This window comes from Pseudarthrobacter sp. SORGH_AS 212 (assembly GCF_030818145.1).
In the GTDB taxonomy this organism is placed as follows: Bacteria; Actinomycetota; Actinomycetes; order Actinomycetales; family Micrococcaceae; genus Arthrobacter.
The window spans coordinates 4,343,066-4,369,871 of the sequence record NZ_JAUTAA010000001.1 but is presented as its reverse complement, the minus strand read 5'-3'; the positions used below and the strand labels follow the sequence as shown (position 1 = coordinate 4,369,871).

Genomic DNA, 26,806 nt, shown 5'->3' with positions numbered 1-26,806 from the left:
GGGGACCTCGCCATCCACGACCCCCAGGACGTCCTGGCGCTGGGCGTCTTCGTGGGGGTGTCCGTTGCAGTGGCCGGCGTGGTGGACGGATCGGCGCGCCGCTCCAAGGAAGCGGCCCTGGCCCGGGCCGAAGCAGCAACCCTGGGTGACCTTGCCCTGGGGGCCTCCCGCTCCGAGGACTCGCTGCAGGCACTGCTCGCGGAGTCCCTCAGTGTCTTCGGGGTCTCCGGAGCGGCCGTGGTCACGGCTGCCGCCGACCCTCCGCAGCAGGGCTGGGACCTTGTGGCGGGAACGGGGGACATCCCGGGCTGGGAAAAGGGCCCGGAGGGTTCGGCGGCGCGGACTGCCGAGGAATTGGGCGGCCGCACGTGGCTGCTCCTGTTCGGGCGGGAGATTTCCCGTGCGGAGCGCCGGCTGGTGGATGCTTTCGGGGTTCATGTCCAAGCACTGCTGGAACGGCGGCAGCTGGCGGCGAGCAGGCTCGAGATTTCCCGCCTTGCCGAGGGTAACGCCATGCGGACCGCCATCCTCCGGGCAGTGTCCCACGATCTTCGGACACCGCTGGCGGGCATCAAGCTGGCGGCCGGGGGCCTGCTCCAGGACGGCGTCGGCTACGGTCCGGAGGAACGGAGGGAACTGCTGGAAACCATTGATGAATGCACGGACCGGCTGGACGGGCTGGTGGGCAACCTCCTGGACATGTCCAGGATTACGGCCCAGTCCGTTGAACCGCTGCTGGAGCCCGTGCGGTGGCGGGACGCCGTGGACCGCGCCCTCCGGACGTGCCCCGCCGGTACCGTGACGGTAGCGCTGCCTGCCAATATGCCGGCTGTGGAAGCGGACCCCGGGCTGCTGGAGCGCGCCGTCGCCAACATCGTGGAGAATGCGCTGAAGTACGCCCCCGGGGCGGGCATCACCGTTTCCGGTACTCCGGTGCAACTGGCCGGCGCTGCCACGGGCGGCCACCCTGCCGGCGAGCTGCGCATCATCGACCACGGCCCGGGTGTTCCGGCCCGCAAGGTGGTGGAGATGTTCCAGCCGTTCCAGCGGCTGGGGGACGCGGACCAGGGAACCGGCATCGGGCTGGGACTGGCTGTGGCGCAGGGTTTCGTGCAGGCGATGCGCGGAAGCCTGGACGCTGAAGAAACACCGGGCGGCGGTCTGACGATGGTCATCCGCCTGCCGCTGTCCACCGGGTCGCCCGTCACAGGATCTCCCGCTACCGGCATTGCATTGACGGGACCCGGTGCCGGGCCGGCGGGAGGTGGGCGGGCATGACGCTGGCGAACCAGGATACGACGGCGGCCGGAGCTGCGGCGGCCCACGCCAGGGTGCTGGTGGTGGACGACGATCCCCATCTCCTGAAGGCATTGCGGATCACCCTTGCCGCCCACGGGTACGCGGTGGACGCCGCCGCCGACGGGGCCTCGGCGCTTGTCGCGGCCTCGCGGCATGCACCGGACCTGCTGATCCTGGACCTGGGACTGCCGGACATGGACGGCGTCGATGTGCTGCGCGACCTGCGGCGGTGGAGCACCTTACCCGTCCTGGTGCTGTCGGCGCGGCATGGCTCGGCGGACAAGGTGGGCGCCCTGGACGCCGGCGCCGACGACTACATCACCAAGCCCTTCGGCCTGGACGAACTCCTCGCACGCCTGCGGGCCCTGCAGCGCCGCGTCCCTGCCGCGGAAGCGGCGCCAGTGGTGGCCTCCGCGGCGTTCAGCGTGGATCTGGCGGCCCGCCGGGTGGACCGCGGCGGCATTGCGGTCCGGCTGACACCCACCGAGTGGAAGATCCTCGAAATCCTGGTCCTGAACCCCAACCGGCTCATCACACAGCAGCAGCTGCTGGCCCGGGTGTGGGGTCCCGGCTACGTCAAGGAGGCCAACTACCTGCGCGTTTACATGGCGCAGCTGCGGCGGAAGCTGGAGGCCGACGCCGGTAAGCCGCGGCACCTGCTCACTGAACCCGGCATCGGGTACCGGTTCGTGCCCTGACAACCCTGCCGCGGCGTCCGCCCGCAACCCCTACCCCCGCGGGCGCCCATGGTGCAGGATGTTGTCTGGTTCATGAGCACGACACCACGCGAAGGAGATCCAGTATGCCGACCATCCTCAACCCGTACATCAGCTTCCGGGACAACGCCCGGGAGGCCCTGAACTTCTACCAGTCAGTCTTCGGCGGCGACCTGAGGGTCAGCACGTTCGGCGAATACCAGATGGCCGAGGACCCGGCGGAAGCCGAGAAGGTCATGCACGGCATGCTGACCACGCCCAACGGCCTGGTGCTCATGGGCTCGGACACTCCCAACCACATGGAATTCAGCGAGGGCTCCGCCATCTCCATTTCGCTCAGCGGCGAGGACGAAACGGAGCTTCGCGGCTACTACGACAAGCTCAGCGGCGACGGGGGTGCCGTCACCGTCCCGATGGAGAAATCCCCGTGGGGTGACGTCTTCGGCATGTGCACGGACCGGTTCGGCGTCGCTTGGCTGGTCAACGCCAACGCGGGGGAGCGTGCCACGGACGCCCCCTGATCCGGCGGTCAAGTCAGCAAAGGGCACCCCGCGATCACTGCTGGGGTGCCCTTCCTGTTCCTGGCCGGGGCTACACCGACGCCACGAAGTACGCGTTGAAGGGGTCCTCCGCGAGGTCCAGCACCTCCACGTCACGGAAGCCGGCGTCCCGCAGCATGGCCTCGGCCCTCTGGACGCCCCAGACGGTGCCCAGGCCGTCGCCGTCCTGGGCCAGCGAAACGGACATGCAGTGCGTGGTGGAAATGGCGTAGAGGAACGCAGCCCAGGGGAGGTCCACATTGTCTTCCAGGGCGCTGGAGGCCTTAATGTCCACCATCAGGAAGGTCCCACCGGGTTTGAGGGCCCGCCGGATGTTCCGGAGCACTGCTGCAGGGTGGGCCTGGTCGTGCACGGCATCGAACACGGTGACGAGGTCCAGTTCCTCCCGAAGGTCCAGTGCGGCGGCGTCACAAAGCTCAAAGCGGACGTTGGACAGTCCCAGCCGCAGCGCCTCATCCCGGCCTGCCTCCAGGGCTTCCGCCAGGAAGTCGTAACCTACGAATGTGCTGGCTGGAAACGCCTGCGCCATCAGGTTGACCGCATGGCCGGTGCCGCACCCCACATCGGCCACCCGGATTCCCGACCGCAGGTCCGCCACCCTCCCGGACAGCGGGAGGATCACGTCCACCAGCGAATAGTCGTGGACGGCGGCACTGTCAGCGGCCTGGATCTGGACGAAACCGGGGTACTCGCCGTACTGCAGTCCGCCGCCGGTGCGGAACCTGGCAGCGACCTTCCCGGCCACCTCGCCCATGAGCGTTACGAAGGTCAGTGTCCTGGCAAGGTTGTCCACGCCTGTCCCGGTCATGGACGGCACGTAGGCCGGCTGCAGGACGTAAGCTTCCGACGCCGGCTCGTAGCCGATGATGCCTGCGGTCACCAGGCCGCCCAGCCACTCGCGCACATAGCGTTCGTTCAGCCCGGCAGCATCGGCGATCTGCAGGCTGGTGGCCGGCGGCAGGCCCGCCAGGACATTGAACAGCCCCGCCTGGTGGCCGATGCTGATGAGCACGGCGGCAGACCCGTCGTTCAGGATGCCCATGAGCCGTTCCGCTGCCGCTGCTTCCAGGGCCGCCGCCGGTTCGCTTCCCTTTTCCGCCTGGTAAGTGGTCATCGCCTGTCCTTTGTCTTGCCTGTCCCCGGCGTCGGTTCCTCCGGCCCGGGGTTATCCGGGCTCTCCGGATGCCACCACCGTAAGGCGGAGGAGCAGGCCGCCGCGTCGGGCGGATGATGCATTTCCAAGGGTCCAGCGTGGTGCGGATGATGCAGGCGGGCACGCGCCTGGGACGTGCGACGGCGGGGCGCACCCAGGCGGGCCCGCGCCGGGTGTCCCTGCCGGCGTCGTCCCTCAGGCCACGTGGTTGTCCCGCGCCCAATCCGCCGCCGCCGTCCGCGAGGCCACGCCGATCTTGGCGAAGATGTTGGCCAGGTGCCGTCCCACCGTCTTCTCGCTGAGGACGAGGGCGGCCGCGACATCCCGGTTGCTGGCACCGCGGCTCACCAGGGCAAGGACCTCAGTCTCGCGCGCCGTAAGTCCGCCGGGCAGCGGATCGTCCAGACGGCGGACATCAGGCTGCGCGCCGAGCCCGCGGTAGATCGCCAGGGCTGTGGCGCGGTCCGCTGCAGCGGCGCCCTGCTGCCCCAGGCCGTGCCGGCAGGCGGCCAGGAGTTCATGCACGGCGGCGATGCTGTAACGCGCATGCTGGTGGCGGTAGATCCTGATGGCGGTCTCCAAGGGCTCCAGCGCATCAGCGTGCCGACCCGCAGCCAGGAGTACCCGCGCGCGGGCATGGGCCGCCCAGGCAAGGAAGCCGGGCGAGGCATAGCGGGTTGCGCTATGTTCCAGCTCGGCGCAATAGGCTTCGGCGAGCGCCCGCTGCCCGGCAGCCAGCGCAGCTTCCGTGGCCGGCAGCAGGAGACGGGCCTTGTCCAGGGCGGTGCCCTCGCCCATCGAACGGCCCAGGAGTCCGAGGGCTTCGGTGTGCCGGCCGGACGCCAGCAGCAGCAGTGCCTCGCCCGGCTGCGGATCCACCCCGGCCCGCCGCGCCCTGGCGTACGCCGACCCGGCGCCCGCCCAGTCCCCGCGGAGCCGCAGGATGTCAGCCAGTTCGCAGAAGCCGGCGCCCGCCATCCACCCGTGAGCACCGGCCAGCGCTTCGCTCAGCGGGCCGATCTCCCTGAGCACTTCGGCCCAGGAGCCCTCGGTGCTGAGCAGCTGGAGCTCGTGGACCCGGGTCACCTGGGCATACACGAACGTGCCGGACATCCCGGCTGTCCACCGCTGCAGGGCATCGGTCCACGCCCGCATCCGTGCGTAGTCGCCCAAGGCGTGGCAGAGGTGCGTCACGGTGCAGTAGATGTCGCCGCTCCACTCCGCCGGGACCTCGCCGGCGAGCACGGGCAGCATCGCTTCATCGAGGTGCCGGAAGCCCGTTTCAACATCGCCGGCACGTACCAGGGCCAGGCCTGCCAGAACCCTTGAGAAGCACGCCAGGGCAGGGTCACTGCATGTGCGGGAGAGGTCCTCGAGTGCCGCAGCGGCGTCTGTGGCAGGTCCCGGGTCACCCTCGAAATCCATGGTCATGGTTGCCTCCAGGTATTGGAGGTAGCCGTAAGCGGGCAGCGTCTCGAGCCCGAGGAGTGTCCGCCGGGCCCGGCTGAGCCATCCGGACGCGAGGGCCAGGTCCCCGCGGGTGCCCCACCGCAGACTGAGTTCGATGGCCGTCATGGCAGCACCGGCACGGTCGCCGCTTTCCGCGAGGCGCCGGTACAGTTCCTCGGAGTTGGCCAGCGATGCCGCTATATCGCCCAGCCACCAGGCGGAGTCCGCCAGGGCTTCGAGGTCGCCGGCAGGCAGGGGCGCCAGCCCGGACGCTTCGCGGAGGTCCCGTTCGGCCGCAGTCCAGTCCCTCCGGGCGAACGCTTCCCGCCCGGACGCCAGCAACTGGTCCAGTTCCGTCATTGGCCCCTCCGGGACATCGTTTCCAGCGTACTGCTGCCGCCGTGGCCCGAACAGGCAGGCCTATTTTCCGCGAGGGCCCACGGCACTGCTGATGACCATGTCGAACAGCAGCCTTGAGGCAGCCCCTGCCGCCTGCGAGGATGGTGCAGTGGAGCCCCTCTTTGAATTCCTTTCCGATAAATGGTGGCTGGTCTTTCCTCTGACCGCTTTCGCTGGCCACTATGCCAATTCGTGGCGCAAGGCCAGCGAGCGGCGGCACCGGCGCAAGGTGGAACTGCTCACCTTGAAGAACCAGGCGCGGGAGGCCGGAAAGGCTTCGGTGGCGGACCTGGAGGCTCTGACCGCCACGCATGACGCCACCAACCGCCGGTGGCTCGACTACGAACTCGACGTGGGCAAGCTCATCGACTTTCCACTCATGACGGACGTGCGTGAACCCCTGACCGTCGCGTTCCTGCGGGCCAAGCGCGACGCCGATGGCCAGCGTCCCCACTCCGCCGCGGACCTGTCGCCGGCCCAGCTGGACGCCTACCGGACGGCAGTCAATGCCTTTGCCGTTGCCCTGGACGTGGCAGAGCGGGAAGCCCGTCGGATCCGCGACCGCAAGTTTTCCGGACCCGAGCGTGAGCGCCTCGCCACGGCCAGGAAGCTGCTGATGATTGCGGAGAACGCGGCCGCCACCCCGGCGGAGCGCCAGGCCGCCTATAAGCGGGCGCGGCGGGAACTGGACGGGCTGATCGTCCTGCCGGACGTGACCATCGCCGCGCTGGAGAGGCTCGCGGCGCCCGGCCTGGATGCCGGACGCAGGCCGTCGGACCAGCCAGGCTGATCCGCGCGGACCGGCACCGTGGCGCGCACGCTGTATATCGACGTCGACGGCGTCATCTGCCCTTTTGGGCCGGCCGGAACCACCGGCTGGGGTACTGCGTGGCGAAGGGCCGACGCCGGGCTTCTGCCCGTGGCCTACGCCGCTGAGCTGGTTACCGGGCTCAACAACATCGCCCGCACCGAAGGCGTCCGCTGCGTCTGGCTCACCAGCTGGGAGGAACTTGCCCCCCAGTACCTGTGCCCGGCAATCGGCCTGGACGGCAGCGACTGGCTGTATCTCACCGCAGCCGGAGCGGGGACGGGCGAGGGGTGGTGGAAACTGCACGCCATCATGGACCACCTGGAATCCACCGGTCCGGACGCCGCCGTGTGGATCGACGACCAGCTCGGCTACGAGGCCGAAGCGCAGTCATGGGTGCGGCTGCTGGGCCGCCGGATGCTAGCCGTTTCCCCCGATCCCCGGCGCGGAATCTCGCCCGCCGAGCTGGAGTCCATCCGGTCTTTCCTGGCCGGATCGCTGTTTTGACCTGCTGCTTCGGGCGCGTACGATCGATAGGGTTTCACGCCGGTTTGGTTAGCAGCACAGGACATTCCCCACGAACATCCGGTGAATTATGCTGTGCAGGGCAGCCGGGGTACGGAAACTGCTGAACACCAACTCTGCAGATTGGGCAACAGGTGGACATCACCTTCATGGTGGCGCTGGTCATTGCACTGGCTCTATTTTTCGACTTCACGAACGGCTTCCACGACACCGCGAACGCCATGGCAACACCCATCGCCACGGGTGCCATCAAGCCGAAGACCGCGGTGACGCTGGCCGCCCTCCTCAACCTGGTGGGTGCGTTCCTGTCCACTGAGGTGGCGAAGACAGTTTCCGGCGGCATCATCCGCGAAGGCACCGACGGCGTGCAGATCACCCCGGAGATCATTTTCGCGGGTTTGATGGGTGCCATCCTCTGGAACATGATCACGTGGCTCAAGGGACTGCCGTCCAGCTCCTCGCACGCCCTGTTCGGCGGCCTGATCGGCGCAGCTATCGCGGGCATCGGCTTCGGCTCCGTCAACCTCGAAACGCTCCTGCAGAAGGTCATCCTTCCTGCCATCTTCGCCCCCCTTATCGCCGGGCTGGTGGCCTATGTGTGCACCCGCCTCGCCTATGCCCTGACTTCCCGGCACGACCCCGAGACCGGCAGCAAGCTGACGCAAAAGCGTGGCGGCTTCCGCACGGGCCAGATCTTCACCTCCAGCCTCGTGGCGCTGGCGCACGGCACCAACGATGCCCAGAAGACCATGGGCATCATCACCCTGGTCCTGATCGCCGCCGGCACCCAGGCACCGGGCACCGGTCCCCAGTTCTGGGTTATCGCTGCCTGTGCACTGGCCATCGCCATCGGCACCTACTCCGGCGGCTGGCGCATCATCCGCACCATGGGATCCGGCCTCACCGAGGTCAAGCCGGCCCAGGGCTTCGCCGCCGAGACCAGCACAGCATCAGCCATCCTGGCTTCCTCCCACCTGGGCTTCGCACTGTCCACCACGCAGGTGGCCTCCGGCTCCGTCATCGGTTCTGGAATGGGCCGCAAGGGCACCACCGTCCGCTGGAACATGGTGGGAAAGATTGCCATCGGCTGGCTGTTCACCCTTCCGGCCGCCGGCATTGTCGGCGCGTTGACTGCGCTGCTCGTCAACACCGGCGTGGTGGGAGTCCTCATCGCAGCGATCGCCGGTACAGGCGCCGTACTGTTCATGTTCTTCTACTCACGCAAATCTGCCGTGGGCCACCACAATGCCGTGGAGGTCGAGGAGGCCGGGCAGGCCGTCCGCTTCGCCAAGAAGAAGGCGATGGCCCGGGCACGCGCCGAAGCCAAGGCCAAAGCGAAAGCCGAAGCCAGCACCAAGGCAAACGCCACGCCGCAGGCGGAACCGGAGTCGCAGACACAGGCGCCGGCCGACGCCGACGCAACCAACTCGAAGGAAACGCAGCGATGAAGTGGTTGGAACTCCTGACAGTTGCCGGCGCCACACTCATTGCCGCTTCCACGGTGGTGACGCTGTACGCGCTGGGTGTCCGGCTGACGGCAATTGCTGCCGATGCCCAGCAGCCCTCTCCCGGGCTGAAGCGGTCGCTGGCATACCTCTGCTTTGGACTCTGTGGCGCGGCGGTCCTCTTCGGGCTCTACCTGATCATTCCGTACTTCTCCAAGTAGCCACCGCCCTCCAGGCAGCCATCCCGGTCTGCCCGGCGCAAGGGCCCGGGCAGGCGTACTGTGCAGGCCCTGCGCCGTTGGCTAGGCTTGGCCCATGCCACGCATCCAGTATTTCGTCGCTGCCTCCCTGGACGGCTTCATCGCCACCTCCGGGGACGATCTCGGCTGGCTCCTGCAATTCGACGGTTTCGAAGGCGGCAGCGAAAGCTACGAATCGTTCATGGCAGATGTGGGCTGCATCGTCATGGGCGGGGAAACCTACGCCTGGCTCATGGAACACGAACCGGGCAAATGGCCGTACCCGTCCACCCCCTGCTATGTCTTTACCCACCACGAACACGCGGCCCCGCCTGGCTCGGACATCACGTTCGTCCGGGGCAGCGTCACGGAGTTCGCCGATGACTTCCGCGCGGACGCTGCGGGGCGGAACATCTGGGTGGTCGGTGGCGGCAACCTCGCCGCCCAGTTCGCCGCTGCGGGTCTCCTGGACGAGATCATCCTGTCCGTCATCCCGGTCATCCTCGGCGATGGCAAGCGCCTGCTGCCCATTCAGGGCCCGACGCCGCCGCTTGAGCTGACTGCCTCGCGAACCCTTGGAAGGGGCATCGTGGAGTCCCGGTACCTGCTCAGCGGCGGAACCTCCTAGAGTTTCCGCCAGTTGCCCTACGCCCGGTCGTTGTCGCGGAGCATGTTGGTGATCCGGGCGGTGGAGAGCCTGCGGCCCTGTTCGTCGGTCATGACGATTTCGTGGGTGGTCAGTGTGCCGCCCAGGTGAATGGCGGTGCAGGTGCCTGTCACCAGGCCTTTCGCGATGGACCGGTGGTGGGTGGCGTTCACTTCGATTCCCACGGCATGCCGGTGAGGACCGGCGTGCATCGCGGCCGAGAACGAGCCGAGGGTTTCGGCGAGGACCACGTGCGCGCCGCCGTGCAGAATCCCCGCCACCTGGGTATTCCCTTCCACGGGCATGGTGGCCACGGTCCGTTCCGGGCTCATTTCGAGGAACCGGATGCCCATTTTCACCACCAGCGCGCCGATGCCGAACTGTCCCAGCCAGCCGTGCAGGTGCTCCGGGACGCCGGCCCCGGTCAGCTCGGCCGCAAAGGGGCCGGGCGTGAAATTGTCCATCATGCCAACTAGGCTGGCACCTGTGAGTGAAACAACCAAACCGGCCCCTCTTCCATCCCCAGTACTTCCGCAGGGCGCCACCGCCCAGGATGCGGCCCCCTCAGCCGGTGAGTCGGTTTCAGCCACTGCCGCCCCCGTCGTACCGATGACCGGCCAGCCCCGGCTCCTGGTCCTCGACGGCCATTCCATGGCGTTCCGGGCGTTCTTTGCCCTGCCTGCCGACAAGTTCTCCACGTCCAACGGGCAGCACACCAACGCCATCCACGGCTTCACATCAATGCTGATCAACCTCATCAAGGAACAGCAGCCCACCCACATTGCCGTGGCCTTCGACGTCTCCGACGAATCGACCCACCGCAAGGCCGAGTACAGCGACTACAAGGGCGGCAGGAACGAAACGCCGCGGGAGATGAGCGGCCAGATCGACCTCATCGGCCAGATGATGGAAGCCTGGGGGATCAAGACCATCAAGATGCCCGGCTACGAGGCCGATGACATCCTGGCCACCCTCGCGGCGATGGGCGAGAAGGCCGGCCATGAGGTGCTCCTGGTGTCCGGTGACCGCGATGCGTTCCAGCTCATCACCGACAACGTCTTTGTCCTGTACCCGAAGAAGGGCGTCAGCGACATCCCGCGGATGGACGCCGCGGCCATCGAAGCGAAGTACTTCGTCCCGCCGTCCCGCTATTCGGACCTCGCCGCACTGGTGGGCGAGACCGCGGACAACCTCCCTGGCGTGCCCGGCGTCGGCCCCAAGACGGCTGCCAAATGGATCAACCTCTACGGCGGGCTCGAAGGCGTCCTGGAGCACCTCGACTCCATCGGCGGGAAGGTGGGGGACGCCCTCCGCGAAAACGTGGACAACGTCAAGCGGAACCGGCGGCTCAACCAGCTGCACACGGACCTGGAACTGCCGGTCACCCTGGATGACCTGTACGAGCCCCGCCCTGACCAGGCGGCCCTGGAAGACCTCTTCGATGAGCTCGAATTCAAGACCATCCGCACCCGGCTCTTCGCGCTCTACGGCAACGATGACGCCCCCGCCGCCGAGCGCGAAAGCATCGAAGCTCCCGCCTACTCCGTCCCGGCCACCGCCGACGAACTGGCCTCGTTCCTGGCCGGAGGAGCCGGGCAGCGTTCAGCCCTCGCCGTCGATCTCGTCCCGGGACGCATCGGCGAAGATGCCGCCGGCCTGGCCATCGTCCGTGCCGGCGCTGCCGTCTACCTGGACCTCACCGCCCTGGACGCGGACACTGAGAATGAGCTGGCGGCCTGGCTCCGCGACCCCGAGTCGCCCAAGGTCCTGCACGGGTTCAAGGCCGCGCTGAAGGCTCTCACCGCCCGCGGGCTGGAGCTCGAAGGAGTGGTGGACGATACATCCATCTCGGGCTACCTCATCCAGCCGGACCGACGCACCTACGAGCTCGCCGAGCTGGCCCAGCACCACCTCAACGTCGGGATGCCGGCCGCCACCGCCAAGGCAGGCCAGCTGGAGCTGTCCTTCGACGGCAACGATGCCGCCGCGGCCGAGGCACTCGTCCAGGCTGCCGCCGTTGTCTCCGCCCTGAGCCGGTTCTTCGAAACCGAGCTGAAGGAACGCCGGGCCGAAGAGCTCCTGTCCACGCTGGAACTGCCGGTCAGCCGCGTCCTCGCGGACATGGAACTGGCCGGCATCGGCATTGACCTGGACCGTATGGACGAACAGCTCGCCGACCTCGCCAGGGTGATCGACCAGGCTCAGGAGCAGGCGTTCGCGGCGATCGGCCATGAGGTCAACCTTGGCTCGCCAAAGCAGCTGCAGACCGTACTGTTCGAGGAACTGCAGCTGCCCAAGACCAAGAAGATCAAATCCGGCTACACCACCGATGCGGCATCGCTGAAGAACCTCCTGGAAAAAACCGGCCACGAGTTCCTGGTCCAGCTCATGGCCCACCGCGAAGCCGCCAAGCTGCGCCAGATGATCGAGTCCCTGAAGAAGTCGGTAGCCGAAGACGGCCGGATCCACACCACTTATGCCCAGAACGTGGCAGCCACGGGCCGGATCTCGTCCAACAACCCCAACCTGCAGAACATCCCCATCCGAAGCGAGGAAGGCCGGCGCGTCCGCGGCATCTTCGTGGTGAGCGAAGGGTACGAGTGCCTGCTGTCCGCGGACTACTCCCAGATTGAAATGCGGATCATGGCGCACCTCTCCGGCGACGCGGGGCTGATCCAGGCGTACAAGGACGGCGAAGACCTGCACCGGTTCGTGGGATCGAACATCTTCCACGTGCCGACGGACCAGGTCACCAGCGCCATGCGCTCCAAGGTCAAGGCCATGTCCTATGGCCTGGCGTACGGCCTGACATCCTTTGGGCTGTCCAAGCAGCTTGAGATTTCCGTGGACGAGGCCCGCACCCTCATGAAGGACTACTTCGACCGGTTCGGTGCCGTCCGTGACTACCTGCGGGGAGTGGTGGACCAGGCCAGGGTGGACGGTTATACCTCCACCATCGAAGGCCGCCGCCGCTACCTGCCGGACCTTACCAGCACGGACCGCCAGCTCCGCGAGAACGCCGAACGCATTGCACTCAACAGCCCCATCCAGGGCTCTGCAGCGGACATCATCAAGCGGGCCATGCTCGGTGTGCACGCGGAACTGCAGGCCCGGGGGCTCAAGTCGCGGATGCTGCTGCAGGTCCACGACGAACTCGTCCTCGAGGTGGCGCCCGGAGAACGTGCGGCGGTGGAGGCGCTGGTCACCGAGCAGATGGCGGCCGCCGCTGACCTCACCGTGCCGCTGGAAGTCCAGATCGGCGTCGGGCCCTCCTGGTACGACGCCGGCCACTAGGCTGCGTGCGCAGACCCGCCCAGGCCCGGGCGTGTCTGCGCTGGTCAGGCGCCGGATGCATTGGTTACGCTCTCCCTTGTGGCTGATTTGAGCGGAAACTATGACATCCGGCGCTTTCCGGCGGTATCCAAGGGGAAGGACGGGTATGTCGAAGCCGAAACCTGGGCGCAGGCCGTTGGGTTCGGATTCCATGAGTCCACCCGGACCCCTGAGCACCGCGAACGTTCGCTCGCCACCTACGAAGTGGACGGCCGCATCTTCACCGGCGCCTACCAGGCCGGTCCGGTGGCACCGTCGTCGCTGCCGGCAGACGTCCCGGTGGCCACGTTCGGAACGTTCCGGAAGACGCTGAACATCGGCTTCGGCCGCATGCTCGAAGCCCAGCTGGTCACGGCCGTAACCGTCCGCACGTCGCACCGCAGGCGCGGGCTGCTGCGCCGCATGATGACCGAAGACCTGCAGGGTGCCAAGGACGACGGCATCGCCGTCGCCGCACTGACCGCCTCCGAAGGATCCATCTACGGGCGCTTCGGCTACGGCGTGGCAAGCCTCGAGCGCTCCGTCAAGGTGGACACCACTGCGCGCTTCAAGCTGGCACACCAGACCACCGGAACCATCGACGTCGCCGACCCCAAAGTGCTGCTGGACGTGGCGCCGGCCGTCTTCAGCCGCGTCCACCGCAACACCCCGGGGTCCATCGGCCGGCAGGACTGGTACCGGCAGCTGGCCTCCGGCTCCCTGGGACGCGACGGCAAGGAGGACCCTGCCATCAAGGTGGCGCTCCACTACGCTGCCGACGGCGGCGTGGACGGCTACGTGTCCTACAAGTTCCTCGGCTGGGATACCGAGCCGTACACAGTGGAGGTGGTGGACCTGGTGGCCGCCACGGACCACGCCTACCTTGAGCTGTGGGAGTACCTTGCGGCCATCGACCTCGTGGAGCGCGTCTCCTGGAACGAGGCGCCGGTGGATGATCCGCTGGCCTGGGCGCTGGCGGACCCGCGCTGCATCGACGCCTCGGACAGCCGCGACATGCTGTGGCTGCGGCTCCTTGACGTTCCCGCTGCGCTGGCCGCCAGGCACTACCCGGCAGACGGCCGGCTGGTGCTCGCCGTCGGGGACAACCTCGGCCTCACCGGCGGAACCTTCGCCCTGGAGGTCCACGGCGGCCAGGCCGCCGTCGAACGCGTGCCCGACGGAACGTCCGCTGACCTCGAACTGGACGTCTCCGCGTTGTCGTCGATCTACCTGGGCGGTGTGTGCCCGGTGACGCTGAAGGCGGCCGGGAAAATCCGGGAGGCGACACAGGGGTCCGCACTCAAGGCCAAGCAGATGTTCGCCGTTGAGCGGGCAACACACTGCCTCACCCACTTCTGACCGCCACGGCTGCCGGCCCTCCGGCGAGGGGGACCGCCAGGGGCGGACGGCGGGCTGCTGCTTTTGACCCTTGTTGTGCGCTGCGACTAGAATAAACGGGCGTGTACCACGTGCACGCTTCTGCGGTCATAAAACACCTCAGTACACCAATCCATAAATCAGGATGACCCGGGGAATCCATCGGATTTCCCGAGAATCGCGGCTGCGTTCCATGACGCGGGCGCGCCGGTTGGCCTGACCGACTAACTATCCACAACGGAGCCCCTACTACATGACCATCACCTCCACCGAGAAGCCCGGTACCCCCGTAGTCGCCATTAACGACATCGGTACCGCTGAGGACTTCCTCGCAGCAGTCGACGCGACCATCAAGTACTTCAACGACGGAGACCTCGTCGAAGGTACCGTCGTCAAGGTCGACCGCGATGAAGTCCTGCTCGACATCGGTTACAAGACCGAAGGTGTCATCCCCTCCCGCGAGCTGTCCATCAAGCACGACGTTGATCCCGGAGACGTCGTCTCCGTTGGCGATCAGGTCGAAGCCCTGGTGCTCACCAAGGAAGACAAAGAAGGCCGTCTGATCCTCTCCAAGAAGCGTGCTCAGTACGAGCGTGCCTGGGGCGACATCGAGAAGGTCAAGGAAGAAGACGGTGTCGTCACCGGTACCGTCATCGAGGTTGTCAAGGGTGGTCTTATCCTCGACATCGGCCTGCGCGGCTTCCTGCCCGCATCCCTCGTCGAGATGCGCCGTGTGCGCGACCTTGCTCCGTACATCGGTCAGCAGATCGAAGCCAAGATCATCGAGCTGGACAAGAACCGCAACAACGTTGTGCTGTCCCGCCGTGCATGGCTCGAGCAGACCCAGTCCGAGGTCCGCTCCACGTTCCTCAACAAGCTGGAAAAGGGCCAGGTCCGTCCCGGCGTCGTTTCCTCCATCGTCAACTTCGGTGCATTCGTGGACCTGGGCGGCGTAGACGGCCTCGTTCACGTTTCCGAGCTGTCCTGGAAGCACATCGACCACCCGTCCGAGGTTGTCGAAGTTGGCCAGGAAGTCACCGTCGAGGTCCTCGAGGTCGACCTGGACCGCGAGCGCGTCTCCCTGTCGCTCAAGGCTACACAGGAAGATCCGTGGCAGACCTTCGCCCGCACCCACGCCCTCGGCCAGGTTGTTCCGGGTAAGGTCACCAAGCTGGTTCCGTTCGGTGCGTTCGTCCGCGTCGAAGACGGCATCGAAGGCCTGGTCCACATCTCCGAGCTCGCCGTGCGCCACGTTGAGCTGGCCGAGCAGGTTGTCTCCGTTGGTGACGAGCTGTTCGTCAAGGTCATCGACATCGACCTGGAACGCCGCCGCATCTCGCTGTCCCTCAAGCAGGCCAACGAGGGCGTCGACGCCGACAGCACCGAATTCGATCCCGCTCTGTACGGCATGGCCGCTGAGTACGACGAAGAGGGCAACTACAAGTACCCCGAGGGCTTCGATCCGGAGTCCAACGAGTGGCTTGAAGGCTACGAGAACCAGCGCGCAGCCTGGGAGCAGCAGTACGCTGACGCCCAGACCCGTTGGGAAGCCCACAAGAAGCAGGTTACCCAGCACGCCGCCGACGACGCTGCAGCAGCAACGTCCGGTGACAGCGACTCGGGTACCACCAGCTACTCCTCGGAGCCCGCTGCCACCGATTCCGGTGCCGGCACCCTGGCTTCGGACGAGGCACTTGCTGCCCTGCGTGAGAAGCTGACCGGCAACTAATTGCCATCGGCCCCTCGGGGCTGACACAACAGGCCCCCTGCCCACACGGCAGGGGGCCTGTTGCTTTAAGGCGGTCGAGGCTGGGCGGCGGCTTTGCTGGTCTAGAGGTCGACGACGGCGAGGACCGTTCCGTCGTCGCCGGGCGTGAGGCGGCAGCCGGCTGAGGCCAGCAGCTGCCGGGCGGCCAGGTTCCCGGCCAGCGTCCGGGCGGTGACCCGGGAGACCCCTGCCCTGCGGGCGTGTTCCAGGACCAGTTTCAGCGCCGCGCTGCCGATGCCCCGGGACCGGTAGCTGCGTCCCAGCCAGATGCCGGTCTCTGCCGTGGGGACCTCTGCCGATGCAACCCGTTTCAGGCGCACTGACCCTGCGGCGCCGCCGGCGCTGAAGACCGCCCAGCTCTTTTCCCCGGCCTTGCCGTCCAGTCCGGCCACGGCTTCGCGGTGGTAGTTGCGGAACCATGCCGTGCGTTCGGGGTTCCAGCCGGGCCCGCCCAGCGGGGGAGCCACCTCGTCCGGGGACGCATCCCGGTGGGCAAGGGACAGCAGCTGTTCCAGCACCAGCTCATCGACGTCGACGAGCGTCACGGCGGGGGAGTGCGGTGATTCAGGCATGGGGCACATCAATCCACTCCGTTCCTTCAGGGGCCAGTGTGGCTGACCCGGCGGTCAGGCCGAGCACCCGTTCGGCTGCGGCGGAGATTTCAGCGCCGGTGTCCGGCACGGCGATGCGCAGCACTGTATGGCTGCCTCCGTAGCTGGTGCCGGCCATGGTGAAGCCGCCGGCCCGGAGATCATTCTCAAGACGTCCCGCAACGCCGTGCGGCACGGGGATGGAGCAGATCCGCAGCCGGCTGCGCCGCACCTGGGGCGCCAGGGCCAGCGCCGAGGACACAGATTCCGAGTAGGCACGCACCAGGCCGCCGGCGCCCAGCAGGATGCCGCCGAAGTAGCGGACGACGACGGCGCTGACGTCGCTGAGGTCCGTGGCCCCGGGCACGGTTTCCTTCTTGGTGAGGGCTTCCAGCATCGGGATGCCGGCGGTTCCGGAGGGTTCGCCGTCGTCGCTGGAGCGCTGGATGTCACGGTCCGGTCCGATCACGAATGCGGAACAGTGGTGCCTGGCGTCGTGGAACTCGCGGCGAAGGTCTGCCAGCAGTGAACGGGCTTCGCCTTCACTGCCGGAGCGGCGCAGCACGGTGATGAACCGGGACCGCTTGATCTCCACTTCGTGCCGGAAGTCTTCCCCGGCCAACAGGGTGGTGTAGGCCGTGGCCCTGCTGTTCCCGGGCTCCGCTGCTTCCACCACGGCCTCAGTCTAGCCGCAGCCGTAGGGCCGCCACTGCGGCGGCCCTACTTGCCGGCAGACCCGCGCGGACGGCGGCGCAGTGTCTTGGCCAGCGAGAGTTTGCCGGTGTACTGGATGGACCCGTAGCGGAACAGGTGTACGGACAGGCGCAGCATGAGGACGCCGATGATGAACAGTTCGGCGATCACGATGATCGACTCGGCGGGGCTCAGGGTTCCGAAGCCGTTCCGGAGCATGGCAGTCACGGGCGCCGAGAGCGGGAAGTAAGTGAACGCCTGGACGATGGGTGACTGGGGGTCGCTCAGGATGAGGCTGATGGCGTAGAACGGTACGAAGATCAGCGCCATCAGCGGGCCGAAGACCACCCCGGCTTCCTTGGCGTTTGGCATTACCGCGCCAATGGCACCCAGGACTGCTGTGAACAGCAGGAAGCCGCCCAGCAACAGCAGTGCGCCCACCAGCAGCGGCCCCGGTTCGAACACGACGTCGGAGAGGTCGATGTCCGGAAGCGACAGCCTGTCCCTGAAGAAGGCAAAGCCGACGATGACCGGCGCCAGGAACACCGAAATCTGAACGAGGCCCACCAGGAGGAGCGAGATGATCTTCCCGATTATCAGGGTGGTGGGGTTCAGCGTGGTCAGTATCATCTCGGTGACCCTGTTCTCTTTTTCTTCCAGGGTGCTGTTCAGCATCTGGTTGGAGAGCAGGATGATCATCACGTAGAAAAGCACCAGGAACATCAGCGGCGGAACGGCGGCGCCGAAGCCACCGGATGCCTGCCCGTCCCGGTAGGTCTCGGTGTCCACCTTAACGTTCCCGCTGGCTGCCGCCGTGAGCTGTGGTGAGCCGATGTCTGCTTGCGCCGCCACCATGAGCAATTGCTTGGCCACCGCCTCATAGGTCCCGTTGGCGAAGACGCCACGGTCCGTGCCGTACACCTGCACCGGTTCGGCAGCGGGGTTGGCCGGATAGGCGAAGTAGGCGTCCACCGTGCCGGCCTTGACGTCAGCGAGTGCCTGCTCCGGGTTTGCGGCTTTGGTCCCGCCGGCTGCCCGGCCGGTGGCCTCCGGGATGATCCCCGATGCGTCGGTGTAGGTGAAAGACAGTGCCGCGTTCTTCTGTGCATCCGCGGACGCGCTGGTGGAACTGTTGCTGACAAAGATCAGGGCGAAGACGATCGCTGTCACCACGGGGATGGCCAGTGTGGCGATCCAGAACCGCGGCTTTTTGGTGGTGCGGAAGAACTCAAACCCCACCACGGTGCCCAGGTTGTGCCAGCGCACGGCGGGGCGCCGGGCAGGGATGGGCGGAGTGGAGGACGAACGGGATGGTGCAGTGCTCATGGCCGGGCCTCCGCGGGTTGGTCCTGTCCGCCGTAGACCCGGATGAAGATTTCATCCAGGGAAACGCGGGCTGTGGTGAAGCTGCTGACGCTGACTCCGGCGGTGACCAGCTCGCGCAGGACGGCAGCCTGCCCTGCGCCCGGGCGCGGCGCCAGCTCGGCGTACCCGCCGGAGTCGAGGGCGATGCCGTACAGCGTGGAGCGGGGCAGGACGCCGTCGTAGCCCACCCTGTAGACGGTTCCGCCGAACTGCTCCTGCACCTCCTCCACTGTGCCGTAGGCGCGGGAGGTGCCGTCCTTGAGGAGGATGACGCGGTCGCAAAGCCGTTCCACTTCTTCCATCTGGTGGGTGACCATGATGACCGTGGCACCGGCCAGCTTCTGTTCTTCGATGATGTCCATCAGCAGGCGGCGGTTCACGGGGTCGAAGCCCTTTGTGGGTTCGTCCAGGATCAGCAGTTCCGGGGCGTTCATGATGGTGACGCCGAGTTGGATCTTCTGCTGCTGGCCGCCGGAAAGCTTATCCAGGTTGGAGGCGGCCTTGTCCGCGAGCTGCACGCGCTCCAGGTAGTCGAGGGACCAGGCTTTGGCCTGCGCCTTGCCCAGGCCCTTGAGCCGGCCGAAATAGACCATGACGTCCAGGACTGGTTCCTTTTTGTACAGGCCGCGTTCTTCCGGCAGGTAGCCCAGCCGGGCGCCGTCGCTGGGTTCGAAGGGTTTCCCGCCGATGTGGAGCGTCCCCGCGGTGGGCTGGTAGATCCCCAGCAAAGCGCGGAGCGTCGTGGTCTTCCCCGATCCGTTGCTCCCCAGGAACCCGAAGGTTTCCCCGGCGCGCACATCGAAGGACAGGTCCCTGATGACGGTGGCGTCACCGAAATCCATCCGGAAATCCGCGATATGGACCAGCGGCTCCGTGTCCGCACCCCCTGCAGTCATGGACTCAGACTACCGAACCACGCGGCCCTCCCGGTCCTGCGGCCCGTGCCGGGAACGGGGCGCGGTGCCGCCTGCTGTCCGTCTAGGCTGGGACGGTGCTGAAGATCGGATTGACCGGCGGGATCGCGTCAGGGAAGTCGGTGGTTGCCTCCCGGCTGAAGGAGCGCGGGGCGGTCCTGGTGGACGCAGACGCACTCGCCCGCGAGGTGGTGGAGCCCGGCACCGAGGGCCTGGAACGCATCGTTGCCGAGTTCGGCCAGGACATGCTCGACGCCGAAGGCCGGCTTGACCGCCCGCGGCTCGGAGAGGCGGTGTTCGGCAACAAGGACCGCCTGGCTGCGCTGAACGGCATTGTGCATCCACTGGTGCGCGCCCGGGCGGCGGCCATCACGGCGGCCGCGCCGGAAGGTGCGGTGGTGGTCCAGGACATTCCCCTGCTGGTGGAGACCGGCCAGGGCAGCAACTTCCACCTTGTCCTGGTGGTCGATGCCCCGGACGGGCTGCGGCTGGAGCGGATGCAGGAACTCCGGGGCATGAGTGCTGAAGCCGCCCGTGCCCGCATGGCCGCGCAGGCCCCCCGGGAAACCAGGCTGGCCGCGGCCGACGTCGTCCTGGACAACTCCGGCCCCCTGGTGCACTTATTGGAGCAGGTGGACAGCCTCTGGGACACCCGCCTGCTGCCGTACGCACGGAACCTCGCAGCCGGTGTAAGGGCCAAAAGGACCGGTGCGCCTGTCCTCGAGCCGTACCGGGATGACTGGCCACAGCAGGCCGCAAGGATCGCCGCGAAGCTCATGGCCGCGGCTCCCGGGCTGATCCTCGCAGTGGACCACATCGGCTCCACCTCTGTCCCGGGCCTGGCCGCGAAAGACGTCATCGATCTGCAGGTTGCGGTGTCCGGACTGGACGCCGCAGACAGGCTGGCGCCGTTGCTGGGTGCGGCAGGCTTCCCCCGGGTGCCCGGCGCCGGCAAGGACACTCCGAAACCAGTCGACCCCGATCCCGCGCAGTGGCAGAAGCGGTTCCATGCGAACGCCGATCCCGGCAGGGCGGTCAACCTCCACGTGCGGGTGGCAGGCTCTCCGGGCTGGCGTTATGCCCTGCTGTTCCGGGACTGGCTTCGGGTTGACGGCCAGGCGCGGCGGCTGTACGAGGCGCATAAGACTGCACTTGCACAGAGCTTCGCCGGCGCCGGCAGCACCAGGCCGTATGCCGAAGCCAAGGAGCCGTGGTTCACAGACGTTGCGTGGCCCTCGATGGGGGCCTGGGCCGCCGCAACCGGGTGGGAACCGCCGTCGTACGCTCCCTGAAGGCGCGGACACCGCGCTGTGCTGTTCGCCCGTAACGGACTGGGCCGTCCAGTGTCGGTGCCCGGTTGTAGATTAGATCCATGAGCCTTGCGCAGGATATCAACCGTGTTGTAGCGCCCTTCGAAGTCATCAGCGAGTTCAAGCCGGCCGGCGACCAGCCTGCCGCCATCGCCGACCTGACGGAGCGGATCAACAACGGCGAGAAGGACGTGGTGCTGCTGGGTGCCACGGGTACCGGCAAGAGTGCCACTACAGCCTGGCTCATTGAACAGGTGCAGAGGCCCACCCTGGTGATGGTCCAGAACAAGACCCTCGCCGCGCAGCTGGCCAACGAATTCCGTGAACTGCTCCCTAACAACGCGGTGGAATACTTCGTCTCCTACTACGACTACTACCAGCCTGAGGCCTATGTGGCCCAGACGGACACCTTCATCGAGAAGGACTCGTCCATCAACGAGGAAGTAGAGCGGCTGCGTCACTCCGCCACGAACGCCCTGCTCACGCGGCGCGACGTCATCGTGGTGGCCACCGTGTCCTGCATCTACGGCCTTGGCACCCCGGAAGAATACATCGCCGGCATGGTGACGCTGCGCAAGGGCGCCGAAATGAACCGGGACGACCTCCTCCGGAAGTTCGTCTCCATGCAGTACGCCCGCAACGACATGGACTTCCACCGCGGGACGTTCCGCGTCCGCGGCGACACCGTGGAAATCATCCCGATGTACGAGGAACTCGCCATCCGGATCGAGTTCTTCGGGGACGAAATCGAAAACATCCAGACCCTTCACCCGCTGACCGGCGAAATCATCCAGGATGAAGAGGAAATGTACGTCTTCCCGGCCTCGCACTACGTGGCCGGTCCCGAGCGGATGAGCCGCGCCATCAAGCGCATCGAGGACGAACTGGCAGAGCGCCTGCAGGTCCTTGAGAGCCAAAACAAGCTCGTCGAGGCCCAGCGGCTCCGGATGCGCACCACCTATGACCTGGAAATGATGCAGCAGATGGGTTTCTGCAACGGCATCGAAAACTACTCCTCCCACATCGACGGCCGCGCCCGCGGGACGGCGCCGCACTGCCTGTTGGACTATTTCCCGGACGACTTCCTGCTGGTCATCGACGAATCCCACGTGACCGTGCCGCAGATCGGCGCCATGTACGAAGGTGACATGTCCCGGAAGCGGAACCTCGTGGACTTCGGCTTCCGGTTGCCCTCCGCCATGGATAACCGGCCGCTGAAATGGGACGAATTCCTTGAGCGCGTCGGCCAGACCGTCTACCTGTCGGCAACGCCCGGCAAATACGAGCTGGGCAAGGCTGACGGCTTTGTCCAACAGATCATCCGGCCCACCGGCCTGATCGATCCCGAGGTGGTGGTCAAGCCCACCAAGGGGCAGATCGATGACCTGCTGGGCGAGATCAAGAAGCGTACCGAAAAGAATGAACGCGTCCTGGTAACCACCCTCACCAAGCGGATGGCCGAAGACCTCACTGACTACCTGTTGGGCCACGGCGTCAAAGTCGAATACCTGCACTCGGACGTTGACACCCTGCGCCGCGTGGAGCTTTTGAGGGAGTTGCGGATGGGGACGTTCGATGTCCTTGTCGGCATCAACCTCCTGAGGGAGGGCCTTGACCTGCCCGAGGTCTCGCTGGTCAGCATCCTCGATGCCGACAAGGAAGGCTTCCTCCGGTCCTCCACGTCGCTGATCCAGACCATCGGCCGCGCGGCCCGTAACGTCTCCGGCCAGGTGCACATGTACGCGGACCGGATCACGGACTCCATGGCCCACGCGATCGATGAAACCAACCGGCGCCGTGCCATCCAGGTGACGTACAACACCGAGCATGGGATTGATCCGCAGCCTTTGCGGAAGAAGATCGCCGACATTACGGACCAGCTGGCCAAGGAAGACGCCGACACCGATGCACTGCTGGGAAGCTTCGACTACGGCAAGGGCAAGCGCGGCATCACGGGGTCAACCAAGGCCGGCGCGAAGAAGGGCGCCGCGCAAGTACGGGCGGACGGCCTGGCCGCAGCACCGGCGGAGGACCTGGTGGGGATGATCGCGCAGCTGACCGAGCAGATGCACGGGGCTGCGGCGGAACTGCAGTTCGAAGTGGCCGCCCGGATCAGGGACGAGGTCGGCGAACTGAAGAAGGAACTGCGCCAGATGCAGGCCGCCGGCCACGCCTGACACATACGTCACCACGGGGTCGCATCCAGCCGCGCTGCGGTACAGTTAACGTCACGTAGGGGAGTATCCCAAGCGCTACGATCGTCAACACGCAGGGCATGGTTGCCCAGCCGGGCGTAGCGGGCCCGCCGCATCAGCACCAAGTGCCCAGGCTGGCCGGAGAGACTTACACCGCATCTCTGTACCCCGCGAAAGGCTACCCCTGTGCTCGAATTGCCCTTGTGGTTCGAGGTCGGCTCATTTGTCGTCCTCGGCCTGATCCTCCTGATCGACCTGCTCCTGGTCGTTCGCCGCCCGCACGAACCGTCCATGAAGGAAGCCGGACTGTGGGTGGCGTTCTACGTCACCCTGGCGCTGCTGTTTGCCGGCGCCATGTTCCTCTTCGCCGGCCACGAGTATGGCGGCCAGTTCGTTGCCGGCTGGGTCACTGAGTACAGCCTCAGCATCGACAACCTCTTCGTCTTCATCATCATCATGGCCCGGTTCTCGGTGCCCAGGAAGTACCAGCAGGAAGTGCTGATGGTGGGCATCATCATCGCCCTGGTCCTGCGTGGCATTTTCATCCTGCTCGGCGCGATCGTGATCGAGCAGTTCAGCTGGGTGTTCTACATCTTCGGCGCGTTCCTGCTGTGGACCGCGTGGAAGCAGGCCCAGGATGAGGGCGAAGACGAAGAGGACAAGGAAAACCCCCTCATCGCCCGGATCCGCAAGGTCATCCCCATGTCGGAGAAATTCGACGAAGGCAAGCTGCGCACCACCGTGAACGGCAAGAAGGTCTTCACCCCCATGCTGATCGTGTTCATCACCATCGGCCTGACAGACCTGCTGTTCGCCGTGGACTCGATTCCCGCAATCTTCGGCCTCACCCAGAGCCCGTTCATCGTGTTCACCGCCAACCTGTTCGCCCTCATGGGCCTGCGCCAGCTGTACTTCCTGCTCGGCGGCCTCATGAACCGCCTGGTGTACCTGAAGCACGCCCTGTCCGTCATCCTGGCGTTCATCGGCGTCAAGCTGGTCCTGCACGCCATGCACGTGAACGAGCTGCCGTTCATCAACGGCGGCAAGCACATCGAATGGGCACCTGAAATCCCCACGTTCGTGTCCCTCGCGGTCATCGTCGGCACCATCGTCATCGCCGTCGTTGCCAGCCTGCTCAGCTCCAAGGCCAAGGAAGCCCACATGGACCCGCGCCTCGAAGAGGACGTCCGGAAGAGCCACAGCGACGCCGAATAGACGCTTCATCCCGTTTCAGCGGACCGCAGTCCCGGCAGCATCAGCGCCGGGACTGCGGTCTTTGGTTTATAACCACTGCTGGACGGCGTACCGCGGGACTATGCTCGGTCCATGGCCATCATGGCGGAGCGTGAGGTTGTAAGGGTGCAGCGGCGCACCGTAGCCCTCTTGGCTGCTGCGCAGGTTTTTAGCGGCATCGGCACGGGCGCCACCGTCTCCATCGGCTCCATCCTCGCCGTCGAACTGTCCGGCTCCAGCGCCTGGGCAGGAGCGGTGGCCACCGTCATGACCCTCGGAGCCGCCCTGACCGCACTACCGCTCGCGGCACTGGCGGACCGCAGGGGCCGCAGGGCAGGCCAGGTGGCCGGCATGCTCGCGGCGCTGGCCGGCGCCCTCCTGATGGTGCTCTCAGTGGTAACCGGGTTGTTCGTGCTCCTCATGCTGGGTGCGGCGGGCATCGGGGCCGGCACCGCCGCAAACCTGCAGGCCCGTTTCGCCGCCGTCGACCTTGCCGACGCCGGACACCGCGGCCGGGCGCTGGCAACGGTCGTCTGGGCGGTCACCATCGGCGCCGTGGCCGGCCCGAACCTGATTCAGCCCGGCGCCGCTGTAGGGCAGGCGCTGGGACTGCCGCCAGTAGCCGGACCGTTCGCCATCTCCAGCGCCGGACTGCTGCTGGCCATCATCCTCGTGTTCGCCGGCCTCCGCCCGGACCCGCTGCTGCTGGCGCGGGAACTTGCGGCCCGTGCCGCGGGGCCGGCAGGCCGGCCCCACGCGCACACTCCCCGGTACCAGAACGCGGATCACCGGGACAAGGCCGCCTACGGCGCCGGGGTTGACCCTGCGGCCGGCGCCGGAACCGGCACGCGTCGTCGGCGGAAGCCGGCAGGAAGGCTCACCACCGGCTTGCGGGCCATCCACGGTTCCCGGATGGCGCTGCTGGCCGTCACCGCGGTGGTTGGTGCCCACGCCGTCATGGTGGGCGTGATGTCCATGACGCCGCTGCACCTGCAGCACCTGGTCGAGGGGCCAGGGTTGCCGCACGCCGGCCACGCAGCCGACGGTGGGGTCCTGGTGATCATCGGCTTCACCATTTCGCTGCACATCGCCGGCATGTTCGCCCTGTCTCCAGTCATGGGGTGGCTGACGGACAAGGCAGGCAGGACGGAGACCATTATCATCGGCTTCGCCACGCTGATTGCGGGTGTCGCCGTGGCCGGTTTCGGGCAGGACTCCACCGCCGCGGTGGCCGCCGGACTCGTGCTGCTGGGACTGGGCTGGTCAGCATCCACCGTCGCCGGCTCCACGCTGCTGGCCGAAAGCGTGGAGCAGGACGCACGCGTGGTGGTCCAGGGGGTCTCGGACATGCTGATGGGTGCGGCAGGAGCCGTCGGCGGCGCCGCCTCCGGCCTGGTCCTGAGCGGGGCAGGGTACTTTGGCCTCAACATGCTTGCCGGCGCTATCGCCGCCTGCGTCCTGGCTGCCGCGGTGATGGCCAGGGCTTCGGCGCACCGGCAATCAGCGGCGGCCTGACGCCACCATCCCCAACAGCCGCGCGAAGATTCCCTCACCGTCGTCGGCAATGCCATCGTGGTGGAAATCGCCCGTTTCCCAGACCTGGAGCCCGCGGACCGTGGCTGCGGTCTCCAAGGAGAGTTTCCGGTCCACGTAGATGTCGTCCGAGTAAACAGCAGCAGCCACGGGCACCCGGTTGGCGGCGAGCACGCGGACGTCGTAAAGCGGCTTCCAGTCGTTCTTGGCGGCCAGCAGTCCGGCCACCTCCCGGAGCGGCCGCAGCGCGGGGTCCTGGTCGAAGTACCAGGGGTAGACCATCTCGCCGGTGAGCAGCAGCGGTTCGGCGTCAGGCCGGAACTCGGGGTACTCGTCCAGCACCCGCCAGGCGGCCCAGTCCGTTGCCTGGCCCTGGCCATAAATCGACTCGTGCATCAGGGCGTACAGCGGGTTGGACCCCCGCGAGACCACGCCGTGCACCTGCTCCAGGAACCCGTCCGCGAGCCTGGGCCCGTCGGGGGTGTCCGTGAAGGCGTCCTCGAGCAGGTAGTGGAGGCTGTCCACCCGGGTGTTCCCGCCCAGGAACGCCCCCAGCATCTGCAGCCGCTCCACTGTGAGCGGACTGCCGTCGGGCAGGGTTTCGGGTTTGCTGCGCAAGTGCCGTGCGATCCGTTCCAGGGCCTCCCGGTCCTCCGGGTACCACGAGAAGTACTCCGCGTTCCGTGCCGCAACCCGTTGGTACGTGGCGCGGTATACGTCGTCCGCCGGACCCCTCAGCGGGGCGAGCCCGCCGGTGATGAGCACCTGGCGAAGGGCCTCCGGGGCGAAGGAGAGATAGGTCAGGGCACAGAACCCGCCGTAACTCTGGCCATAGATGGTCCAGTACGGGATGCCCAGCGCTTTGCGGATGAGTTCTGCGTCGGCGACGATCGAGTCGGCGCGGAAGTGCTCCAGGTAGGCGGCCTGCCGGGCGGCCGACCCCCGCAGCGGAAGCGTGTTGCGGTCCGCGGGGGTGGACAGGCCGGTTCCGCGCTGGTCCAGCATGAGGATGCGGAAGTCCTTGGCCGCTGCCTTGCTCCAACCGCCCAGGGTCCCGAACCTGTTGCCGCGCCCTCCCGGCCCGCCCTGCAGGAACAACAGCCAGGGCAGGTTCTCCGCTTCCTCGGCGCTGTGGCCGGCCGCAACATATTCGCGGGCAAAGACGGTGATGGTTTCTGCGTCCCCGCCGCTGGCGGCATGGTCCAGGGGCACGGTGAAGACGTGCTCCACGGTGCGCATGCCGCGGAACTCATGGCGTGCACGGATCCGGTGGCCTG

Annotated in this window: 23 protein-coding genes; 15 read left to right on the top strand and 8 right to left on the bottom strand. The window is 66.9% G+C overall.

From position 1 onward, the window contains the following. From QE394_RS20070 to QE394_RS20060, 3 genes are all read left to right on the top strand, one after another. On the top strand, positions 1-1,278 hold a 1,278-nt coding region (locus QE394_RS20070), incomplete at its 5' end, for an ATP-binding protein (RefSeq protein ID WP_349035350.1). Then, complete coding sequence (locus QE394_RS20065; protein WP_261619748.1) at positions 1,275-1,997, top strand: response regulator; 723 nt, start codon at positions 1,275-1,277, stop codon at positions 1,995-1,997. The genes QE394_RS20070 and QE394_RS20065, both read left to right, overlap by 4 nt. 104 nt (positions 1,998-2,101) lie before the next feature. Then, a complete protein-coding gene (locus QE394_RS20060; RefSeq protein WP_056078888.1) occupies positions 2,102-2,536 on the top strand; it encodes a VOC family protein in 435 nt (144 codons plus the stop codon). A 70-nt stretch (positions 2,537-2,606) separates the two neighbouring features. Here the strand turns inward: QE394_RS20060 and QE394_RS20055 are convergent, their stop codons facing one another. Together QE394_RS20055 and QE394_RS20050 are read right to left on the bottom strand one after the other, a co-directional pair. After that, positions 2,607-3,689, bottom strand: a complete 1,083-nt coding sequence (locus QE394_RS20055) for a class I SAM-dependent methyltransferase (protein ID WP_349035349.1) — start codon at positions 3,687-3,689, stop codon at positions 2,607-2,609. 234 nt (positions 3,690-3,923) lie between these two features. Then, entirely contained in the window at positions 3,924-5,537 is a 1,614-nt protein-coding gene (locus QE394_RS20050) for a LuxR C-terminal-related transcriptional regulator (protein WP_349035348.1), read from the bottom strand. Positions 5,538-5,685: 148 nt separating this feature from the next. Here QE394_RS20050 and QE394_RS20045 point away from each other — a divergent pair, with 148 nt between their 5' ends. The 5 genes from QE394_RS20045 to QE394_RS20025 all read left to right on the top strand — a co-directional run bounded on the left by QE394_RS20045 (position 5,686) and on the right by QE394_RS20025 (position 9,221). Further along, positions 5,686-6,366: a hypothetical protein gene (locus tag QE394_RS20045; protein WP_268160722.1), complete on the top strand. Its 681-nt coding sequence runs from the start codon at positions 5,686-5,688 to the stop codon at positions 6,364-6,366. A gap of 18 nt (positions 6,367-6,384) precedes the next feature. Beyond that, a complete protein-coding gene (locus QE394_RS20040) occupies positions 6,385-6,891 on the top strand; it encodes an HAD domain-containing protein (protein ID WP_261619750.1) in 507 nt (168 codons plus the stop codon). A gap of 152 nt (positions 6,892-7,043) precedes the next feature. Further along, the gene (locus tag QE394_RS20035) at positions 7,044-8,357 is read left to right on the top strand and encodes an anion permease (RefSeq protein WP_315967727.1); all 1,314 of its coding nucleotides are present in this window, start codon (positions 7,044-7,046) and stop codon (positions 8,355-8,357) included. Next, a complete protein-coding gene (locus QE394_RS20030; protein WP_056078903.1) occupies positions 8,354-8,575 on the top strand; it encodes a hypothetical protein in 222 nt (73 codons plus the stop codon). Before QE394_RS20035 ends, QE394_RS20030 begins: the two co-directional genes overlap by 4 nt. 94 nt (positions 8,576-8,669) lie before the next feature. Beyond that, positions 8,670-9,221, top strand: coding sequence for a dihydrofolate reductase family protein (locus QE394_RS20025; protein ID WP_056078906.1), 552 nt, complete (start codon positions 8,670-8,672; stop codon positions 9,219-9,221). A gap of 17 nt (positions 9,222-9,238) precedes the next feature. Here the strand turns inward: QE394_RS20025 and QE394_RS20020 are convergent, their stop codons facing one another. After that, positions 9,239-9,706 carry a hotdog fold thioesterase gene (locus tag QE394_RS20020; RefSeq protein ID WP_349035347.1) on the bottom strand — a complete coding sequence of 156 codons (468 nt, stop codon included), beginning with the start codon at positions 9,704-9,706 and terminating at the stop codon, positions 9,239-9,241. 184 nt (positions 9,707-9,890) lie between these two features. Between QE394_RS20020 and polA the strand changes: the two genes are divergently transcribed. The 3 genes from polA to rpsA all read left to right on the top strand — a co-directional run bounded on the left by polA (position 9,891) and on the right by rpsA (position 15,657). After that, entirely contained in the window at positions 9,891-12,533 is a 2,643-nt protein-coding gene (polA, locus tag QE394_RS20015) for a DNA polymerase I (protein WP_349035443.1), read from the top strand. A gap of 78 nt (positions 12,534-12,611) precedes the next feature. Beyond that, positions 12,612-13,910 carry a GNAT family N-acetyltransferase gene (locus QE394_RS20010; protein ID WP_349035346.1) on the top strand — a complete coding sequence of 433 codons (1,299 nt, stop codon included), beginning with the start codon at positions 12,612-12,614 and terminating at the stop codon, positions 13,908-13,910. 271 nt (positions 13,911-14,181) lie between these two features. Continuing rightward, complete coding sequence (gene rpsA / locus QE394_RS20005) at positions 14,182-15,657, top strand: 30S ribosomal protein S1 (RefSeq protein WP_056078912.1); 1,476 nt, start codon at positions 14,182-14,184, stop codon at positions 15,655-15,657. A 101-nt stretch (positions 15,658-15,758) separates the two neighbouring features. On the opposite strand, the gene QE394_RS20000 is transcribed toward rpsA, so the two are convergent. The 4 genes from QE394_RS20000 to QE394_RS19985 are packed head-to-tail and all read right to left on the bottom strand — an operon-like array spanning position 15,759 to position 19,240. Further along, positions 15,759-16,268 carry a GNAT family N-acetyltransferase gene (locus tag QE394_RS20000; RefSeq protein WP_349035345.1) on the bottom strand — a complete coding sequence of 170 codons (510 nt, stop codon included), beginning with the start codon at positions 16,266-16,268 and terminating at the stop codon, positions 15,759-15,761. After that, positions 16,261-16,962, bottom strand: coding sequence for a YigZ family protein (locus QE394_RS19995; RefSeq protein ID WP_349035344.1), 702 nt, complete (start codon positions 16,960-16,962; stop codon positions 16,261-16,263). Before QE394_RS19995 ends, QE394_RS20000 begins: the two co-directional genes overlap by 8 nt. A 44-nt stretch (positions 16,963-17,006) precedes the next feature. Beyond that, positions 17,007-18,305, bottom strand: coding sequence for an ABC transporter permease (locus tag QE394_RS19990; RefSeq protein WP_082497374.1), 1,299 nt, complete (start codon positions 18,303-18,305; stop codon positions 17,007-17,009). Further along, positions 18,302-19,240, bottom strand: coding sequence for an ATP-binding cassette domain-containing protein (locus QE394_RS19985; protein WP_349035343.1), 939 nt, complete (start codon positions 19,238-19,240; stop codon positions 18,302-18,304). The genes QE394_RS19990 and QE394_RS19985 overlap by 4 nt, the downstream gene beginning before the upstream one ends. A gap of 95 nt (positions 19,241-19,335) precedes the next feature. Here QE394_RS19985 and coaE point away from each other — a divergent pair, with 95 nt between their 5' ends. From coaE to QE394_RS19965, 4 genes are all read left to right on the top strand, one after another. Continuing rightward, complete coding sequence (coaE, locus tag QE394_RS19980; RefSeq protein ID WP_349035342.1) at positions 19,336-20,550, top strand: dephospho-CoA kinase; 1,215 nt, start codon at positions 19,336-19,338, stop codon at positions 20,548-20,550. An 80-nt stretch (positions 20,551-20,630) separates the two neighbouring features. Next, positions 20,631-22,745, top strand: coding sequence for an excinuclease ABC subunit UvrB (uvrB, locus tag QE394_RS19975; protein WP_349035341.1), 2,115 nt, complete (start codon positions 20,631-20,633; stop codon positions 22,743-22,745). A 204-nt stretch (positions 22,746-22,949) separates the two neighbouring features. Continuing rightward, entirely contained in the window at positions 22,950-23,978 is a 1,029-nt protein-coding gene (locus QE394_RS19970) for a TerC family protein (protein WP_056078930.1), read from the top strand. A gap of 111 nt (positions 23,979-24,089) precedes the next feature. Further along, complete coding sequence (locus QE394_RS19965) at positions 24,090-25,511, top strand: MFS transporter (protein ID WP_056078933.1); 1,422 nt, start codon at positions 24,090-24,092, stop codon at positions 25,509-25,511. On the opposite strand, the gene QE394_RS19960 is transcribed toward QE394_RS19965, so the two are convergent. Beyond that, positions 25,497-26,768 carry an alpha/beta fold hydrolase gene (locus QE394_RS19960; protein WP_235501499.1) on the bottom strand — a complete coding sequence of 424 codons (1,272 nt, stop codon included), beginning with the start codon at positions 26,766-26,768 and terminating at the stop codon, positions 25,497-25,499. The two genes, QE394_RS19965 and QE394_RS19960, sit on opposite strands and share 15 nt — an antisense overlap. Positions 26,769-26,806 lie beyond the last annotated feature (38 nt).